Origin of the sequence: Arthrobacter sp. 4R501 (assembly GCF_002929755.1) — a bacterium.
In the GTDB taxonomy this organism is placed as follows: Bacteria; Actinomycetota; Actinomycetes; order Actinomycetales; family Micrococcaceae; genus Arthrobacter.
Window position 1 is genome coordinate 1 of record NZ_PJIW01000005.1, and the last position, 17,082, is coordinate 17,082.

The following is a 17,082-nucleotide window of genomic DNA, read 5'->3' on the forward strand; positions in this document are numbered from 1 at the left end:
GAGCCACAAACCGCAGGGACCACGCACACCAGCCCGGGCCGACGGCAGCCTCGGCATAGCCGCGGGCTCGGCATAGGTCGATGGCCAGGACCTTGTTTTTGGCCAAGCCAGCGAGCTCCTTGTCCAGCCTGTCTTCGTCCTTGGCCCTGCGCAGCATCATAACCAGGGCCGAGGTGGTGAAGAACCTGGCCGGGATGCCCTGCCGGCAGGCGGCTGCCACCAGGGCGCTGGCCATGTGGGTTTTGCCGGTCCCCACATCCCCGTAGAGAACCAGGTCCTGGGCCCGGGTGATGAACTCCAGGGACTCGAGGGGTTCGCGGCCGTAGTCCTCGGGGAACCTGACACTGGTGTAGTCGAATCCCGTGAGTGTTTTCAGGGCAGGGAGCCTCGCGGATTTCAGCAACCGCTGGCGGCGTGATTCCTGCCGGGATTCGTGTTCGGCCAGCAGCACCCCGTGCAGGTATTCGCGCTGTTTCGGGGTGCCTTTCTCGGCCCATTCGGTCAACACGCTGCCGGTCAGTGAGGCATGTTTGCCTGCTTCGAGGATGTCCTGGACGGTGATCGGGTTCATGCGACTTCTCCGGTGCTCGTGTTCAGGGTGGTGAAGGTGTCATAGACGCTTAAGTCCACGTTGGCGGCGGCCGGTTCGGTGCCGTGGGCCAGCCGGCGGGCGAGCATCCCCAGAGCTGCCATGTCCGGAGTGTCCCCACGCCGGATCAGCGTGTCGGCGGCGGCCATCGCGGCGTCGAAGCCGGCGGACCCGGTCGCGGCATCCACCGCGTTGAGCAGGCGGCGACGGTCCGTGGGCGCCGCGGCATCGAGCCAGTCGCGGACCGGGTCGGTGACCAGGGCCCGCAACGGGGAATGGCTCCAGGCGCCGGGCTTGGTCACCAGCAGCGGAACCAGAGACTCGGGGTCGAAGATCGTCTCGGCCTGCCGGCCGAACACCCGGTCAAAGGACCGGATCGGCTCGGAGTGCTCATCCAGGATCTGCACCACGTCGTGGCGCAAACCGACGGTGAGCATCCGCCCATGGAAGGAGGACCCGGCGGCGTAGGTGTTCCCGTCAATGAGCAGGTTCCCGGTTTTGTCGGCCTTGCGCGATTCGTAGCGCACCGGGTCGAACCCGACCCCGGGCAACGCCAGGGATGAGGCAACGTCGTGGGTGAACAGTTCGCCCAAGGGCAGGCCCTTGCGGTAATGCGTGGTGGTGGCCAACGCGTCGCACCGGGCCATGAGCACCTCGTTCAAGGCCTGCAGGCTGGAGGCCACAGGTTCGGGAACCATGAGGTTACGGCGCAGGAACCCGACCGCGTTTTCCACGTTCCCTTTTTCATGCCCGGAGTAGGGGTTGCAGTAGCGGGATTCGGAGCGGTAGTGCAGTTTGAACGCGCCGAACAGTTTCGTCTCCACGACCTTGGTGCCGACCCGGCGTCCGATGCCGGTGGCGTTATCAAAGACCAGGTGCCTCGGTGCGGCCCCGATGTGCTCGAACACCCTCCGCAGTCCGTGGCAGACGCATTCGGCGGTTTCGCCGCGGTATGCCTGCACGAAGCGCATGTTCGAGAACGGGAAGGTCACCACCAGGATGTGCAGGATCTGCCGGATCCCGGCGATGATGGCCTCAGCCTGCCCGAAGTCGACCTGCGCGGTCCCGGCCGGCCACACCAACTCGGTGAAACCCTCACCAGCGATCCTGTTACGGGCCGTCCATTTCTTCACGAACCGCTGCACCGGGGAATACGTGCCGGTGAAACCATGCTCATCCACGAGCCGGTCAAAGACGCGTTTGGCCGTATGCCGCTGCTTGCGGTTCCGGCGCTGGTCCTCGCCCAGCCACGCTTCGATAATGTGCTCGAACCCGGTGAGCACCGAAGCTCCGCGCCGGGCCAGCGGCACCGGCGGTTCAGGGGAGTAGTTCTCCTGATCGGCGTACTTCGTCACCGAGGACCGGCTGACGCCCAGCCTCCGGGCGATCTCCCGGCCCGGGACTCCCTGGGAGTCCAGCCTTCTGATATTTTCTTGTACGGACATGGGTACCGTCATCTGCTTTCCAGCCCTTCCGGCGCACACGCTTCGCAATGGCAGCGCCGTAAGGAACCTATCTGGGGGTGGCGGGCCCATGTCCCTGACACTCTGGGAAGGGCACCGGCCACCGGGTGATCTCTATCTCCAGGCAAACCCCCGAAACCATGATTTCGGGAAGAAAAAACTGGCCTGATTCTTACCGCTCTTTTGGCCTGAAACGAGCCACCAACTTGGCTCAAATTCCTGGCTGAAACGGCCTACAGATAGTCGATCACACACAGGGGCCCTAGATGACGAGGGTGTGGGCGCCTTGGGTGAGCCGGTCGATCGCTGATTGGGCCAGCAGGGTGTCGTTGGTCATTCCCAGCCATTCGGCTGGTTCCCGGTTGGAGCTGATGATCGTGGATTTGCGGCGGTGGCGTTCAACGACGATTTCGTAGAAGTCGTTCGTCTCGGTGGCGTCGAGGGCTTTGATCGCGAAGTCGTCGATGATCAGCAGGTCCACGGCGGCGATGCGCCTGAGCTCGGCTTCGAGCGAGTTGTCGAGGCGGGCGGCTCGGAGCCGGGTGAAGAGTTTGTCGGCGCGGGTGAAGTGCACGCTCATCCGCCGCCGGATTCCGGCATGGCCCAGGGCGGTGGCGAGGTGTGTTTTGCCCACGCCGACCGGGCCCAGGAGGAGTACGGAGTGCCCGGCTTCGGCGAACGCCAGAGTGCTCAGGTCCGAGAGGAGCATCCGGTCATAGCTCAGCTCTGTGGCGTCGTCCCAGGTTTCCAGGCGCATCGCCGCATCCAGGCCGGCCCGGGCGGCGCGCAGTGTCGCGGAGCGGGAGTCGCGGCGGGAGAGCTCATCGGCGAGCAGGAGTTCCAGGAACGCGGCATGGCCCATCTGCTGGTGTCTGGCCAGCACGAGGCGCTCGGGCAGGGTGTCTTTGAGTCCGGAGAGCTTCAGGTCCCGCAGGATCCGTGACAAATCGGTGCTGACAGGGTCCACCGGCCGGCCGTGGTGGTGGCGGTGCTGAGCTGGTTCATCGCGGTCCCGCCTGTGCTGTCTGTTCTCCTGTGCTTGTTCTGGTGCCTCGGTGTGGGAAAAGACCAGGTGCAGCTGCACGCCGTGGCCGTATCTGGGCCCGGCCCCCACCCCGACCGTACCGGTGGTCCCTGAATTGGCGGCGCCGACGGTCCCCACACTGGCCAGGCTGGTCCCTGTAAGCGGCAACTTTAAACTGACCGGAGACGGCAAAATTGATTGACCGTTCGGCGATTTCTAGCGGTCGTTGCAACGCCGCCGAGGCAGGTTGTCCCACTCATGGAATCACTATCAGGAAATAGTTCTTCCTAGCGAAAAAACTCTGACAACATAAACGGCAACCAGCGCAAGCGGCAAGCGTGCTCCATGAGTTGACGCTCGGCAAAGACATTCTTGCGTCGGAGGCGGTAGGTCCACGGTCGGCGCCGACTTTGCATCTGTTCTGTCTGGGCGAAGCCGCGCTTGCTGACCAAAAGGCCGTTGACATATGAAAGACCCCGCAGGATGTCTAGTACTGCGGGGTCTCCCATAAGCGCTTTCGCAAGATGTGTGACAGGCGAAGTTGCTTGTATGTAACTCTAATACGCTTTTTGCATACGTTCAAAATCGGGCAGTCCGTCGAACAACGTGAGACCACCGTCATTGTGTGAGACCGTGAATTCCCAGGTGTTGGGCTACTGCGAGCGTTGATGTCGGATCGGGGCTATAGCAGCCATTTCGAACTGCTGCTCCCACGTGGACCCGGTTGAACTTTGCGAACTCAGATTGATCAACATTCAGGTGGGCTTCTGCGCAGGCCGTACTCCTGTCGAGCAGTCACCTCGGCCGACGTTGGGGAGGACTTGCTCAAGTCAATGGGTGCCGTACTCACCGGTGTCGGTGTACGGTCGCCTCCATCGGTGATCCTGACCTGCCGTTGACCTAATAGTCTGCTTCGTGTACAGCATCGAACACCCAGCCATCGAACTTCCTGTGGGACCGGCTAGCTTATGTTCTCCGACGCGTTCAGCAGCGTGCTGGCTGAGGATAGCCTGCGGCCGCCCACTGGCTGAACGTGATTTGTCCGTTCCAAGTAGGGCCGAAGTAATAGATGGCGGTAGTTAAGTACTGGCAAAACTGGTCTCCAGGAAAGCGGCTCACTGCCTGAGGGGTCGGGAAACCTGCCGTTGCCCATTCTGAGTAATTTATTGGATATCCGGCGCCAGTATTAATTTGAAAAATGTAACCAATGTTGCCGTCCCATGTCAATTTCTGATAGCCCTGATTTGTCTTGTAGGTCGGTTCTTGGAAACCGGATGCAGCCCATTCGCCGTAAGTCAGTTTGTGAGTTGTGTTGTCTGGTGCATTCGCGAATATTTCACCCGACGTTTCCCATGTGACGTATGTGGTGCCGTCAATGAACCCTGCATTACGCGGCGCAGGAAACCCGGCCCTCTGCCATTGTTGGAAGGCCAAAGGCCCTGACCACACCCATCCTCCATCAAAATAGGAGACTGCATATATGGTCGGCGACCAAGGGTACTTGACAAAGTCGGTAGCGATGGGCTTTGGCGTGGGCGAGCCATCGCTGACCCACATGGCGTTCGACGCCCGATACGTTGTTACATAACCACCAGATTCGTAGTGGTAATAGAGGTCTTGGGAGTAGGGGACGCTGTAATATCCTGTGGGTGGTGCGGCATTTGCAGGCGAAGCCAGACTAGTAAGTCCGACAGCGGCCAATATTATGGAAAGTACTCCGGCAAATAGTTGACGGACTAGGAGCGAGCGCCTTTGAATGAAAGACGTTGGTTGCTGTTTCATTTATTCCCCATGTTCGGCAAGTGATAGCCCCTAAGTTTATTACTCATGGACGAATATTGCGACGGAGCCACGAGACTCACCTCAACAGGTCGCGAAACGGGGTGCTTGCCTCATTTGAAAAACGCTCGCGAAATTACGGGCCGCTACGGAACGGCGTGACGATGAGGGATGGACTTGTCGATGGCAACGCCTAGGAAAATCAGGAAGAAGTACGCAACTGATCATACGAAGTCATCGAAGAACCCACGGGGTTGATTCTGGAGTAGCTCGTGGCCGCAACGTCGTGGTCCAGGGCCGCTGCCCGCCGGGCCCTGTCTACGGCCCATAAGCGGAAGAGTCCGGCGAAATCGACAGCGCGGAAGCCGCGGAGACGGACGTACGCTTACGACACCTTGAAGATCCTGATCAGTGTGTGGCGGCTCGCCGGGATTCTCTCGGGCAAAGGGCTGTCTGCGACCAAGGCCGGGCCGCTATTGCAGGAACTCGAACTCGGTCTGCAAGGCCGGGGACAAACACGAACAGGCCCCCGGGTTCCCCGAAGCGGACATGGTCGTTCACTGAGGCCCAACCTGGCCGGGGAATTCGCCATGATGCTGACCGCCAGAGACGTGTTCACCGGCTGGACCGAGAACGTCGCGGTCCGTAACGGGGCGCACAAATGGGTGCTGGATGCCGCGGATAAGATCGTGGCGCGATTGCCGTTTCCCATGCTTGGTTTGGATACCGAAAACGGCGGGGAATTTATCAACCACGCCCTGGTCAACTGGGCCGGCGACAAAGACGTCTACTTCAGCCGCTCCCGGCCCTGCAAGTCCAACGACAACGCCCACGTCGAGCAGAAGAACGCCAGAATAGGGTCTGTTCCCTCAGAAATGGGTCCCACCACTACAATCGATCACCATGGCAACGCCACAGTTAGACAGTACTTTCGACTGCGTGCTCGTGACCCATTCGCTTGCGCAGCCGTATGTAGGCCAATCGGCGGGCATAGGACATTGCTACTGCTTTCGCATTACCCACGAGCAAGTCGAAGCGGCTGACAACGCCGGGGTGCTTGCGAGCAATTTCCTCATGGAATGCTATGGCCTGGTCCGACTGCTGTTTGGCCAAACGGACGCTCCATTGGCTGGCACTGATACGGAAAGTAGCCAGGCTACGGCGAATCGCGACAACGTCACCGTGAAAGCAGATCCGCGCATATGTTGCTTCATCGATGAGGTAGGGGTTTGTGTTGTCCCAGCCGCCTTCCGCCTGCAACAGTTCCTTCCGGTACATGACGCAAGCGGGCTCTCCGAAGATGTTGGACCCGGCAATGACAGTCGCGCGCACCGCTTTAGCCCCGCTGACTAGCCCGGAAATTCCTTGCAGGCCTCGGTTCTTCACAAACACGTCCCCACTGGAATCGACGAGGTCGCGCAGGCTGGCCACTAGTACGGCCGTCGGATACGTCTCGAACGCCGCCACCTGCTCAGCCACAGCCGTTGGCGCAATGAGGTCGTCGCCGCAGACAAGTTTGACATAGGCTCCCCGGGCCTCGGAACTAACTCGATTCCAGTTGGCTTGGGCGCCTCCGCCCGCAGGTGTAGGGCTCAAAATCCTTAGCTTGGGATGACCGCGGTAGCTCTCGATGACTCCCATCGTTCCGTCAACAGAAGAGTGATCTGCGATAACGACTTCGTAGTCGTCATATGTCTGGTTCAGGACTGAATCAAGCGTCTCAGCGACGTACTGAACATTGTTGTACGCGGGGATGACTATGGAGACTTTCGGGGTCATGCCGTCTCTTCCTCTTTTGGGGCGTTCAAGGGCCGGATGGGCGCAGTTTTGCGCCGGAATGAAAAGTAGCGGTGACCAAAATAGCTGATAATCACTGACAACAGTGTGATGACTAGCTGAGTCGGGATTCTCGGGAACTTCAGCAGGTCAGCAAACAGCGACAGGAGTCCGATGTTCACAAGAAGGGATGTGAGGTTGACGAGGGCGAAGCGGCCCAGGTCAAGCCAAACATGCCCCTTAACGCGGAAGACGAGCTTACGGTAAACGAAAAAGACGGCAATCAGCGAGATTGTCCACGATGTCGACAGGAGGACGAAAGACGGCGCCTCAGGGAACGCCAATGCCAGGACAATGAACAGGCCCGTGCTGAAGGCCGTGTTGGCGCCTCCAACGAGAAGGAACGCAACGCGCTGATCCTTGACAACCTTCATAAGTGGGCCGGGTGGGCCTGCATGGATTCCGCGTACCGGTTCGCCCTCGTTCTCAGCGTGTGAAGCCAATTCTTGTGCCCTTTTCTTGGTGTGTGCCGTGCTGCTAGTTCTATTCATAGGGCGCCGTCTGCGCCTCGCAGCGACTGCATGTCCCGGACCGTTGCGTTGATTCCTACAGGGAGGGGAGTGAACGGACGATTGTCCAGTTCCGTCCACACCACTGACTTCAGCCGCAGATCATGGGCTTGTGCCTTCGCATGTGGTGAAGCGCCGAGGACGATTCGGGGCCGGCGTTTGAATACGGTCCTACATGCGCCGATAAGAGCGCCTATCGTGTCCGCTCGCTGAGTGGCCAGGATTTTGGTGATGGTCTCCCCATCACTGACGTCGGGTTCGGAGAGACGGTTCAGACAGTCAGCGATCAAAGCTGCGGCATCGTCTATGAAGATGTAATCACGAAGAGTGTCTAGGGAAACATAGACAGACACAGGCTGTCCGGTCAGATGCGCCTTGGCGAATACCGAGATGAGTCCCTGGGGTTTGGCGAGGTTTTGTCCAGGACCGTATAGGTTGGCCACGCGTCCAACCATCACCCTGGTGCCGGAAGATGAAGCAAATTCGGTGGCAGCACGTTCCGCTGCGAGCTTGGCGAAACCGTAGGGAGCCAACGGCTGGGGAATGCTCACTTCGGAGTAAGGAGGGTTAGGTGCGCCAGCATAGACCCCACCAGCCGAAGAGGCAAGAAACAGGCGGCCCCGAGCAGATCCTGGGCGGCAGAGTACGTCCGTGATGGAATCAAGGGCGGCCTTGAAGACGTCGAGTTCTGAGTCAAGATCAGTCTGGGACGTTCCAGTGACCCCGGCACCCGCGCACCAGGCGATTAGCCATGACTGGCCATTGGCCTGAAGCAGCAACTCTGTGGCACCTGCCGCCAGCGCAGTTTTGGCAGCCGCTGGATCATGCCACGGGATCGAAGAAGTCAGGACCTCGTGGCCTCGTGACCTTAGCTCAGAAACCAGCCCCCGTCCCAGCAGTCCACCTGCGCCAACGACCCATACCGGATCAGGCATTGGGCGTGCTTCCCCCTGGATCCGCGGCGGGAACAGCCCGGGTGCTGGCTTTCCCAAGAGGACCGACAGCCGGATCACTGACGATCAGGTACGCGGGTTTTCCCATAGCCATATTGACATTCACACCGACATATTCGGCGATGACCCCGAGCGAGAAGAGAATGGCTCCCGTGCTGATGAGTATGACGATCATGGTGGATGTCCAACCCTGCTGTCCCGCACCATGCCCCGTGAGATATGCAATGAGAAGGTAGACGGCCAAGCAGATCCCCAGGAATGCAAAAATAGCTCCAATGAGGCTGACTAGCCGAAGTCCACGCGTGCCACTGGAGATGACCATCCTCCAGAAATGCGATAGCAGCGTCCGGAGCCGGTAGCCGGACGCCCGGTCCCCCTCTTCCCGTAGAGCTACCGGGCACGTGGCGATATTGGAGGCGATCCAGCCCAGAGCGACGTCGAGATACACGGCGTTGCCTGCATAGGCGGCCACGGAGCGGGCCACTTCGCCGGTGACAAGCCGGAAGCTTTGGTAGTTGGGGGCGTCATTGCTGGATAGGAGGGCCGCAACAACCTTCTTGGCTCCCTTGGAGGCTGCATTGCGAACGAATCCGTGCGGGGGCTTATTACTTGGTAGGGCGTATACGAGAGTGGACTGTTCCGCCATGGCAGTGTCCAACATGTCGGCGATGGCAGCCGGGTCGTGCTGACCGTCCTCGTCCATGGTTACAACCCAGTCGCCGCCGGCGGATGCCATGCCCGCGAGCGTTGCTGGATGCTGCCCGAAATTGCGGCTGAGCCAAACCGCTCTCACGATATCGTAGCGACCAGCGAGTTCTCGGATTACTTGCGCAGAACGATCCGGGCCATGGTCGAAAACCAGAAGAACTTCAGCAATGACAAAACGGTGGCCCGCCGGCGAAATCCTCGGCTCCGCCAGGCCCATCAGCTCCGCGACTACCTCGGGCAGAGTGTATTCACCTTGGTAAACAGGGACGACGACAGAAATACGATGGGTGCTGGCCGAAGAGCCTGTCACTGCATTGGTCATGTGTACAGAGTCTACCGCTTTGGCGACGATGCAGAGTGACAGCTGTTAGGCCCGGGGGCTGTCCAGGATGCCGGAGGCCTTAGAATCTTTACTTGTGACCGGGCAGGCATTGAGAGCTGCCGAACAGAACAACGGGAAATGTTGGGGTATCCAGCCGAATGAAACGACACACACCTGCTGGGAGCCTTCGGAGGAGTTTGCAGAAAGCGGCATCAGCCACAGCCATCATATTTTCTGGTGTGATGTATTGGATACTCCAAGTCCGGCCGCTCACAACGAGCGCTGGCTTCAGCTGGGGGAGCTTTCGAGAGTATTTCCCGCATGACCAGTACTCGTACTTGGCAATCGCTGTCAACGTGCAGCACGGTAACATCGCTGCTGTTGAACCATTCACGGAAACGGGGACCAATCACTATCCCCGTCTTTATTACGTCTTTCTCGGTCTGCTGTCGCGCCTGTTCAACACAGACATCATTGCCACGTGGCAGATTACGGGGCTTGCCTTTCAGTTCGTCATGGTAGGCGCCATCAGTTGGTTGCTAATTCGGCTGACAGGTCTCCCCGTTCTTGGCGTTCTCGGTTTCGTCCCCAGTATCATCGGCACGTTCGCCGTTGCTGCGAGCGGTGACTGGCATCATTCTCTTGACAACCACGCCGTCCTCTGGGGTGCGTTTGGCGTCCTGTTTACACTGAACGGGGAGTCGGCAGCGCTGTCCATAGCTGTGACCGCGATATGTCTCCTAATAGCCGTTACGTTTCCATTGGCAGATGGAATGGCACCTTGCAGCGCCAAAGCCCGGGCCGTCACCGTCGTCTCAGTCGCTGCCGCAGTTGGGACCTTAGCCAATGTTCAGACGTATTCATTCCTGACTGCCGTGTACCTGCTCGTTTATGCAACCGCCGTATATGGGTTGCTAGCATACGGACGTAAATGGTTAGTCGCTGCCAGCTTAGGGCTCCTGGCCGCGGTTCTTCTCGGGGGAACCGCGCTTGCCGCATCCACCGGGCCGCTCATGACCTTGATGGCAGGGCTAGCCCCTGCCCTACCGGGATTCCTCTTGATTCTGCCGAGGTACAAGTCCACAGTCATCTCGGCCTGCTTGGCATTGGTTCTTGCTGCTTCACCAACGGTCGTTGGAACCCTTCTCGGGCTGGTGCAGAAGGACGATTTCCTCAGCTACCGGGAAGTCTCATCGAACGGGCTTGGGGTGCCGCTGTGGATCGGCGTTCTAGGCGCCCTGGTGCCTTTGCTCATGCTCATGCTGATTTTTTGGGCAGGTGTGGTGCACAGAAACAAAGCTTGGATAGCGTTTGCCGTCGGCGCGGCCGTTGCGTGGCCATTGGTTGCCAGCAACGACCTTTGGGGTGCAAACCAGGAGCCGTATCGTTTTTGGATCGACAGCTTCACATTGGTCACCGCAGCGGCCGTTCCTGTTTTCTGCCAAGTCGCGGTTCGAAGTTGGCGGCGTTGGCACCACGGGAATAATCCTGAGCTTGCCGAGGTCGGATCATTACGAGATTCGCCGGTGAGCAGGAAGCATTCACTGGTAGCCGAGGCCCGGTCATTACGGGCTTCATCGGGCGGAAGCAGGAAGCATGCATCGATTGCAGTAGCCGCATGTGTGACAGTGGTCGCAGCCATAGCCGTGAGTCTGGCAGACTACTCCAAGTTTTCCGAGTATGTCCATGACAATGGCACTGCGAGTTTCAGCGACCCGCAGGCACTTGCAATCAAGTCTGTTGCCTTGCCGCTGACGCAGTCTGGTTCCGGCCTACGGGTGACAGTGGACGAGGCGGGGCAAGCATCGGAACTGGTGATGTTCGACCCCTGCATCAGTCCCTTCCGCGTGAAGGCCTTGACCGGTCTTCCCACAGTCTTCTACAACCTGGGACTGGCATGGCCCACGGATGAAAGCCAAATCCGGGACATTCTGATGCAGCGTTCACAGGGGTCGTTTTCCCATGAGGCTGCAAAGGAGGCCGATATCCGCTACGTGCTGACTGATACCGGCTGCCCTAAAGGCTGGCAAGACCAAATTGATGCCGCGAAAGTTTCAGAGGTCACCTACGACAACGGAGGCAAGTCAGCTACGCTCACGCTCTGGAAGCTGACATACTGACGCGGCGGTGGTGGTACAGCACCCGGCCATTTTGCTCCGCACACGGGATAAGACAGGGTATTGATGCAAGACCATGAAGCCACCTCGGGGCGGTCATCATTTTGGATCCTCCTAACGGCGCTGAGTGTTCTGCTCTTAAGCTTGGTACCGCTGATTTGGACGCCGCGGTTCTACTTTTGGGATGACACGGAAAACGGCGCCTACGGTGTCTGGTATCACCTGGGCGAGTCCCTGATATCGGGATCTGTGCCCATCATGAATCCGCAGGTTTGGTCCAGCGGAAACTATGCAGCTGAAGGACAGTGGGGAACTTGGAACCCACTCATCATGGTTATCGGCGTTCTCGTCTACTTCGTTCAGGACGCTGTTACGGTAACCACTTGTCTGAAGATTGCATTCCTGGTTGCGGGCGGAGTTGGGTGCTTCCTTCTGAGCCGTACCTTCAACGTTTCACCGGCACTAGCCCTGGTGGCTGGCGTAGCGGCGCCATTGAATGGGTTCACGACATTCTTTGATGCCCCTTCCTGGGTGACGGGGCAACTTGCTTGGGCGCTCCTACCCTATTTTTGGTTGCTGCTAAAGATGGCTGCCGACGGCCGGCGCAGCTCGTTCTGGGCCTTTTTTGTAGGGTACCTCGTGGTCACTGTCGGCTACGTCGCCGGGACGGTTGCTGTCGGCTTCGTTCTCTTGGCTCTCGGCGTGGATGCGCTGCTGAAGCGGCACTGGGCGATGGCTTGGCGCATAGGGGGAATAGGCGTAGCTCTAGTGTTGGTTGCGGTGGTGGTGTACCTGCCGGGGGTGCTGACGGCGGCAGTAACAACACGAAGTACCACCGCTATCGCGAATGACGACTATATGGGGGTGGATCTTAGCGGCCTAATGAGCTCGACCATAGCTTCCGCCTACCCGATGATGCCGTCGTGGTGGTGGGACGGCCTCTCAGCCCCAGCACCGGCGCTCTATATTGCTTGGTTCCTGCCGCTGGTCGCATTCCTGAGCTGGCGAAGAATTCGGGCCTACGCCCCGCACATCAGGGATATTCTCTTCTTCGCTGGACTGTCCATGATGTTTGTGCTGTTGCCCTCGACGGTGGGGCCTCTGCGGTACCCGGCAAGGTTCATGCCTTACCTAGCGCTTGTCTGCATTCTATTGTGCGTAGTACTCATGGAGCGTGCACTTGCACAGCACCCTTCAAAGCTGTCCCTTCTGGGGGCAACGGGCGCCATCGCATTCGGTGTTTATGGTGCGTGGGCTCAGTTCCCGGACCGCTACATGACGGTCTTTCTTGCTGGCATTTTGGCCATCGCTGCCCTTTGTATTCTTTGGTGGCGCCTGCGAGGAAATCGGCTTCCGATAGGCAATTTATCAATGGCATCACTCATTGCCGGTGTGTGTCTGGCCGTGACACTAGGAACAACACTCTTGCAGCATCGTACAACTGGTCCGAGCCCGCTGTCAGACTCTCGAGTTCCTTCCGATTCAGCCATTCCGCAGGGCGTCCTCGCTGGCGTGTCCGGCGAGGTGCTCGTGGTCGGAGACCCCCTTGACTATCCCCAGGATGAGTCGACTTGGTCAAGGACCCTTATGGCTAACACTTGGTATCTGAGCGAGGCGTCAGTGCTGAACAGATATCAGCTAATCGGCCACGCGCAATATAATCAGATATTGTGTCTCCGCTATTTGGGAGGCACCTGCGCCGAGTTGCTGAGCAGGCTGTTTGAGCCGCGGCCTGAAACGGGAATGCTGCTGGTCGACGAGCTTGGCATCGACAACATCCAGATTCTAAAAAAGTCCTTTGACGGCAATCAGCGCCCGTCCGCTGCTAACAATTATGTTGGAAGAGAGGAAGACCTGCCAGTCAGGTCTGTTCCGGAGGGCTGGCGCGAGGTCAGTAACGACGGAGAAATTGCACTGTGGAGCCGCGATGAATCAACGGACACGTCTGGTGGCCTCGTCTGGACATCGGCTGGCACCAGACTGACGGAAACAGGCCGCACGCCGACGCAGGTCACGCTTCGTGTGGATCAGGTCCCACCTGGCGGCGGCCGCGCTGCCTTGGCCCGGCTCCCATGGCCGGGTTACGAAGCCCGGGGAGCAGGCATTAGTTCTCCCGTCGATGGGTTCCTGCTGGCCATTGACGTGCCAGAGGAAGCGGCCGGGCGCACAGTATCAGTCGCTTTCACGCCTCCTGGATGGACACTGGGAGTTGCGTTGTGGTCGGTTGGTGTGGGCGGCATGTCGGTGTGGGCGGCCTATGATCTTGTTGCGGCCCACCGCCGCCGCGCTCCCGCAGAAAAATCCGTAGCTGCCGGTTCGTGACTGTGCTGTCCGCGGATCTCAGTGCGCGATAGCCGCTGAGCAGGAAAAGCCGGGTGCCGCCCTTTCGGACGGCAACCGGCTTTTGTCTGTTATCGAGTGCTAGACAGTCGCTTGGCTGGTGCTGAGGTATTCGACGAGGGCCGTTCTGGAGTTCCGCGGCTGGAATCCCGTGGCCTTGATTTTCCTGAGGTCTAGGACGCTGTTCAGCGGCCGCGGGGCAGCGGCCTTGTCCTTGAAATACTCGGCAGTAGTGACGCCGGAGACAGCCGATCGCTCGGAGCCGCTTAGCTCGAAAACGTCAGCTGCTACGTCTGCCCAGGATTGCGGGGATCCGTCATTGCTCAGGTTATATGTTCCGAATGATGCCTTGGACTCGACCAGGTGCCTGATTCCCTCGGCGATGTCCGTGGCGAACGTCAACCGTCCGATTTGGTCCGAGACGACAGCGGGCTGGACCCCGCGGTCCGCGAGGGAGGCCATGGTGCGGACGAAGTTGTTGCCCTCGCCGATGACCCAGCTCGTCCGCACAATGTAATGCCGGGGGACCGTGCTGACGACGGCGTCTCCGGCTGCTTTGCTCTGGCCGTATACGCCGAGGGGAGAGAACGGTTCGTCCTCGGCGTGTTCCTGCCTGGACCCGTCAAACACGTAGTCGCTGGAGACGTGCACGAGGGTCAGGGAATGCTCCGCTGCCACCCGCGCCAGACGGCTGACGGCTGCCGCATTGATGGCCCAGGCTGCCGCTCGTCCGGTGGCGGATTCTGCAGCATCCACCGAGGTGTACGCGGCGGCGTTGATGATCGTGCTGTAGTTGCCCCAGTGACGTGCCGAGTAGGACTCCGGGTCGAGGAGGTCGAATTCCTGGCGGCCCGCGAACTCGATGGAAGGGTCGCCGTCGTACACTTTGCGAAGGGCGCGCCCCAGCTGCCCGTCGGCCCCCACGATCAGCGTCTTTCGGGGGCCCATGGGCCTGACTTCGGCCAAGCGCGGGTGGCCTAAATCCTTTTCGGAAACTTCCGCGTCGGCCAAGGGAATCGGCCACGGAATGTTGGCGGTCTCATCGGCCAGGTTCAGGAACGTGTACTCGGCGTCGGGTGACCAGTGATCATTGACCAGGTAGACATAGGACGTGTTGTCCTCCAGCGTCTGGTACGAGTTGGCGACGCCGCGAGGAATGAAGATCGCCTTGCTGGCATCGAGTTCGGCCGTGAAAACTGCCCCGAAGGACGGGCCTTCCCTGAGGTCCACCCAGGCGCCGAAGATCCGGCCTGTGGCCACGGAGACGAACTTGTCCCAAGGCTCGGCGTGGATCCCCCTGGTTGTTCCTGTCTTGTCATTGAAGGAGACGTTGTTCTGGACGGGGCCGAAGTCGGACAGACCGGCAGCGATCATCTTTTCCCGCTGCCAGTTCTCTTTGAACCAACCTCGGTTGTCGCCGTACACCGGAAGGTCGTAGAGCACGACGCCGGGAATTGGCGTTTTTGCACCTGCGAGTTTCTTTTGAAACTCCATGCTTACTGGCCCTGCTCCTTGTACTTGGCTTCGGTGGCTGCCTTCTGCGGGCGCCACCAGTCCTCGTTGTTGCGGTACCAGGCGATGGTGTCCTCGATGCCGGCGTCGAAGTTTGAGAACTCCGGCTGCCAGCCCAGCTCGTCGCGCAGCTTGGCGGAGTCGATGGCGTAGCGAAGGTCGTGGCCGGGTCGGTCCACGACATGGTCGTAGGCGTCGCGGGGCAGCCCCATGTGCTCAAGGATGAGCTCGACGACTTCCTTGTTGTTCTTTTCGCCGTCGGCGCCGATGAGGTATGTCTCACCGATGATGCCTTTTTCGATGATCGCTAGGACGGCGGAGGAGTGGTCGTTGGCGTGGATCCAGTCCCGGACGTTCTCACCCTTGCCGTAGAGCTTGGGGCGGATTCCGGCGATCACGTTGGTGATTTGGCGAGGGATGAACTTCTCGACGTGCTGGTAGGGACCGTAGTTGTTGGAGCAGTTGCTGATGGTCGCCTGCAGCCCGAAGGAACGCACCCAGGCCCGGACCAGCAGGTCCGATCCGGCCTTGGTGGATGAGTATGGGCTGGAGGGGTTGTACGGGGTGTTTTCGGTGAATCGTTCGGGGTCGTCGAGTTCAAGGTCGCCGTAGACCTCGTCGGTGGAGATGTGGTGGAAGCGCTTGTTGTGCTTGCGGGCGGCTTCGATCAGCGTGTAGGTGCCGATGATGTTGGTGTCCAGGAACGGCCGGGGATCGTGCAGGGAGTTGTCGTTGTGAGACTCAGCCGCGTAGTGGACCACGACGTCGTGATCGGCAACGAGCTGATCGACGACGGCAGGATCAGCGATATCTCCCTTGACGAACGCAAAACGGTCCTCGGGCAGGTGCCTCAGCGACTCGAGGTTGCCGGCATAGGTGAGCTTGTCCAAGACGGTGACATAGTTGTCCGTGTTGGCCATTACATAATGGACAAAATTCGAGCCGATGAATCCGGCGCCGCCGGTTACGAGAAGTCGCTGCATAGTTTCATAGGTTACCGGATTTGGCTGGACTTCGAATCAGAGGGAAAGATAGGTTGCATGCGCGGAATTATCCTTGCCGGCGGTACCGGCTCCAGACTCCATCCCATTACCTTAGGCATCAGCAAGCAATTGGTGCCGGTCTACGACAAGCCGATGATCTACTATCCGCTGTCCACACTCATCCTCGCGGGCATCCGTGACATCCTCATCATCACGACGCCTCATGACGCTGATCAGTTCCAGCGACTGCTCGGTGATGGTTCGCAGTTCGGCGTAAATATTACGTACGCCCAGCAGCCGTCGCCGGACGGTCTTGCGCAGGCATTCATCCTGGGCGCCGAGCACATCGGCGACGGACCGGTAGCCCTGGTACTGGGGGACAACATCTTTTACGGCCGCGGTATGGGCACCCAGTTGCGCCGGTTCTCGGACATCGACGGCGGTGCAGTATTCGGATACTGGGTTGCCGACCCCTCAGCCTACGGCGTGGTGGAATTCGATGACGAAGGCAAGGCCATTTCGCTTGAGGAGAAGCCGGCCAAGCCCAAGAGCCACTACGCAGTTCCCGGCCTGTACTTCTACGACAACGACGTTGTGCAGATCGCCAAGGATCTTAAGCCCTCCCCGCGGGGAGAGCTGGAAATCACGGACGTGAATCGGGTGTACCTGGAACGAGGCAGGCTCCAGGTGGAGATCCTGCCGCGTGGCACAGCTTGGTTGGATACCGGAACGTTTGATTCGCTGAACGAAGCATCCGAATTCATTCACACTGTGCAGAAGCGCCAAGGTCTGTCCATCGGCTGTCCGGAGGAGATCTCCTGGCGGCTGGGGTTCCTGAGCGACGCGGAACTGCAGGAACGGGCCGAACCGCTCGTCAAGAGCGGCTACGGGAAATACTTGCTTGAACTGCTGGATCAAAGCGCGGACTGATCAAGGAAAGGCGGGTG

Annotated in this window: 13 protein-coding genes; 3 read left to right on the plus strand and 10 right to left on the minus strand. The window is 59.6% G+C overall.

The genetic code is table 11. From position 1 onward, the window contains the following. The 8 genes from CXR02_RS05540 to CXR02_RS05580 form a co-directional block, all read right to left on the minus strand. The coding region (locus CXR02_RS05540; RefSeq protein ID WP_181037132.1) for an ATP-binding protein at positions 1-571 on the minus strand (571 nt) is incomplete at its 3' end. Beyond that, positions 568-2,034, minus strand: a complete 1,467-nt coding sequence (istA, locus tag CXR02_RS05545; protein WP_104061276.1) for an IS21 family transposase — start codon at positions 2,032-2,034, stop codon at positions 568-570. The genes istA and CXR02_RS05540, both read right to left, overlap by 4 nt. Positions 2,035-2,314: 280 nt before the next feature. Then, entirely contained in the window at positions 2,315-3,214 is a 900-nt protein-coding gene (locus CXR02_RS05550) for an ATP-binding protein (protein ID WP_258060824.1), read from the minus strand. 846 nt (positions 3,215-4,060) lie between these two features. Beyond that, entirely contained in the window at positions 4,061-4,858 is a 798-nt protein-coding gene (locus CXR02_RS22070) for a hypothetical protein (RefSeq protein ID WP_146072473.1), read from the minus strand. A gap of 915 nt (positions 4,859-5,773) precedes the next feature. Then, positions 5,774-6,634, minus strand: a complete 861-nt coding sequence (locus tag CXR02_RS05565) for a glycosyltransferase family A protein (protein ID WP_104061098.1) — start codon at positions 6,632-6,634, stop codon at positions 5,774-5,776. After that, complete coding sequence (locus CXR02_RS05570; protein WP_181037133.1) at positions 6,631-7,065, minus strand: GtrA family protein; 435 nt, start codon at positions 7,063-7,065, stop codon at positions 6,631-6,633. The genes CXR02_RS05565 and CXR02_RS05570 overlap by 4 nt, the downstream gene beginning before the upstream one ends. Before the next feature lie 113 nt (positions 7,066-7,178). Next, entirely contained in the window at positions 7,179-8,135 is a 957-nt protein-coding gene (locus tag CXR02_RS05575) for an NAD-dependent epimerase/dehydratase family protein (protein WP_104061100.1), read from the minus strand. Continuing rightward, a complete protein-coding gene (locus CXR02_RS05580; RefSeq protein ID WP_181037134.1) occupies positions 8,128-9,183 on the minus strand; it encodes a glycosyltransferase in 1,056 nt (351 codons plus the stop codon). Before CXR02_RS05580 ends, CXR02_RS05575 begins: the two co-directional genes overlap by 8 nt. Positions 9,184-9,521: 338 nt before the next feature. Here CXR02_RS05580 and CXR02_RS05585 point away from each other — a divergent pair, with 338 nt between their 5' ends. Both CXR02_RS05585 and CXR02_RS05590 read left to right on the plus strand, forming a co-directional pair. Continuing rightward, complete coding sequence (locus CXR02_RS05585) at positions 9,522-11,303, plus strand: hypothetical protein (RefSeq protein ID WP_146072475.1); 1,782 nt, start codon at positions 9,522-9,524, stop codon at positions 11,301-11,303. Between the two features lie 63 nt (positions 11,304-11,366). Further along, positions 11,367-13,622 (plus strand): hypothetical protein, encoded by a 2,256-nt coding sequence (locus tag CXR02_RS05590; RefSeq protein WP_104061102.1) that lies wholly within the window; start codon positions 11,367-11,369, stop codon positions 13,620-13,622. A 99-nt stretch (positions 13,623-13,721) separates the two neighbouring features. On the opposite strand, the gene CXR02_RS05595 is transcribed toward CXR02_RS05590, so the two are convergent. Both CXR02_RS05595 and rfbB read right to left on the minus strand, forming a co-directional pair. Continuing rightward, positions 13,722-15,134 (minus strand): bifunctional dTDP-4-dehydrorhamnose 3,5-epimerase family protein/NAD(P)-dependent oxidoreductase, encoded by a 1,413-nt coding sequence (locus CXR02_RS05595; RefSeq protein WP_104061103.1) that lies wholly within the window; start codon positions 15,132-15,134, stop codon positions 13,722-13,724. Between the two features lie 2 nt (positions 15,135-15,136). Next, positions 15,137-16,135 carry a dTDP-glucose 4,6-dehydratase gene (rfbB, locus tag CXR02_RS05600; protein WP_104061104.1) on the minus strand — a complete coding sequence of 333 codons (999 nt, stop codon included), beginning with the start codon at positions 16,133-16,135 and terminating at the stop codon, positions 15,137-15,139. Between the two features lie 57 nt (positions 16,136-16,192). On the opposite strand from rfbB, the gene rfbA reads away from it, so the two are divergent. Next, positions 16,193-17,065: a glucose-1-phosphate thymidylyltransferase RfbA gene (rfbA, locus tag CXR02_RS05605; RefSeq protein WP_104061105.1), complete on the plus strand. Its 873-nt coding sequence runs from the start codon at positions 16,193-16,195 to the stop codon at positions 17,063-17,065. The last annotated feature ends 17 nt before the right edge of the window (positions 17,066-17,082 follow it).

Coding starts and splice junctions, on each gene's coding strand:
- CXR02_RS05575 (WP_104061100.1), bottom strand. CDS start 8,135: ATGCCTGATCCGGTATGGGTCGTTGGCGCAGGTGGACTGCTGGGACGG.
- CXR02_RS05565 (WP_104061098.1), bottom strand. CDS start 6,634: ATGACCCCGAAAGTCTCCATAGTCATCCCCGCGTACAACAATGTTCAG.
- rfbB (WP_104061104.1), bottom strand. CDS start 16,135: ATGCAGCGACTTCTCGTAACCGGCGGCGCCGGATTCATCGGCTCGAAT.
- rfbA (WP_104061105.1), top strand. CDS start 16,193: ATGCGCGGAATTATCCTTGCCGGCGGTACCGGCTCCAGACTCCATCCC.
- CXR02_RS05570 (WP_181037133.1), bottom strand. CDS start 7,065: ATGAAGGTTGTCAAGGATCAGCGCGTTGCGTTCCTTCTCGTTGGAGGC.
- CXR02_RS05580 (WP_181037134.1), bottom strand. CDS start 9,183: ATGACCAATGCAGTGACAGGCTCTTCGGCCAGCACCCATCGTATTTCT.
- CXR02_RS22070 (WP_146072473.1), bottom strand. CDS start 4,858: ATGAAACAGCAACCAACGTCTTTCATTCAAAGGCGCTCGCTCCTAGTC.
- CXR02_RS05590 (WP_104061102.1), top strand. CDS start 11,367: ATGCAAGACCATGAAGCCACCTCGGGGCGGTCATCATTTTGGATCCTC.
- istA (WP_104061276.1), bottom strand. CDS start 2,034: ATGTCCGTACAAGAAAATATCAGAAGGCTGGACTCCCAGGGAGTCCCG.
- CXR02_RS05595 (WP_104061103.1), bottom strand. CDS start 15,134: ATGGAGTTTCAAAAGAAACTCGCAGGTGCAAAAACGCCAATTCCCGGC.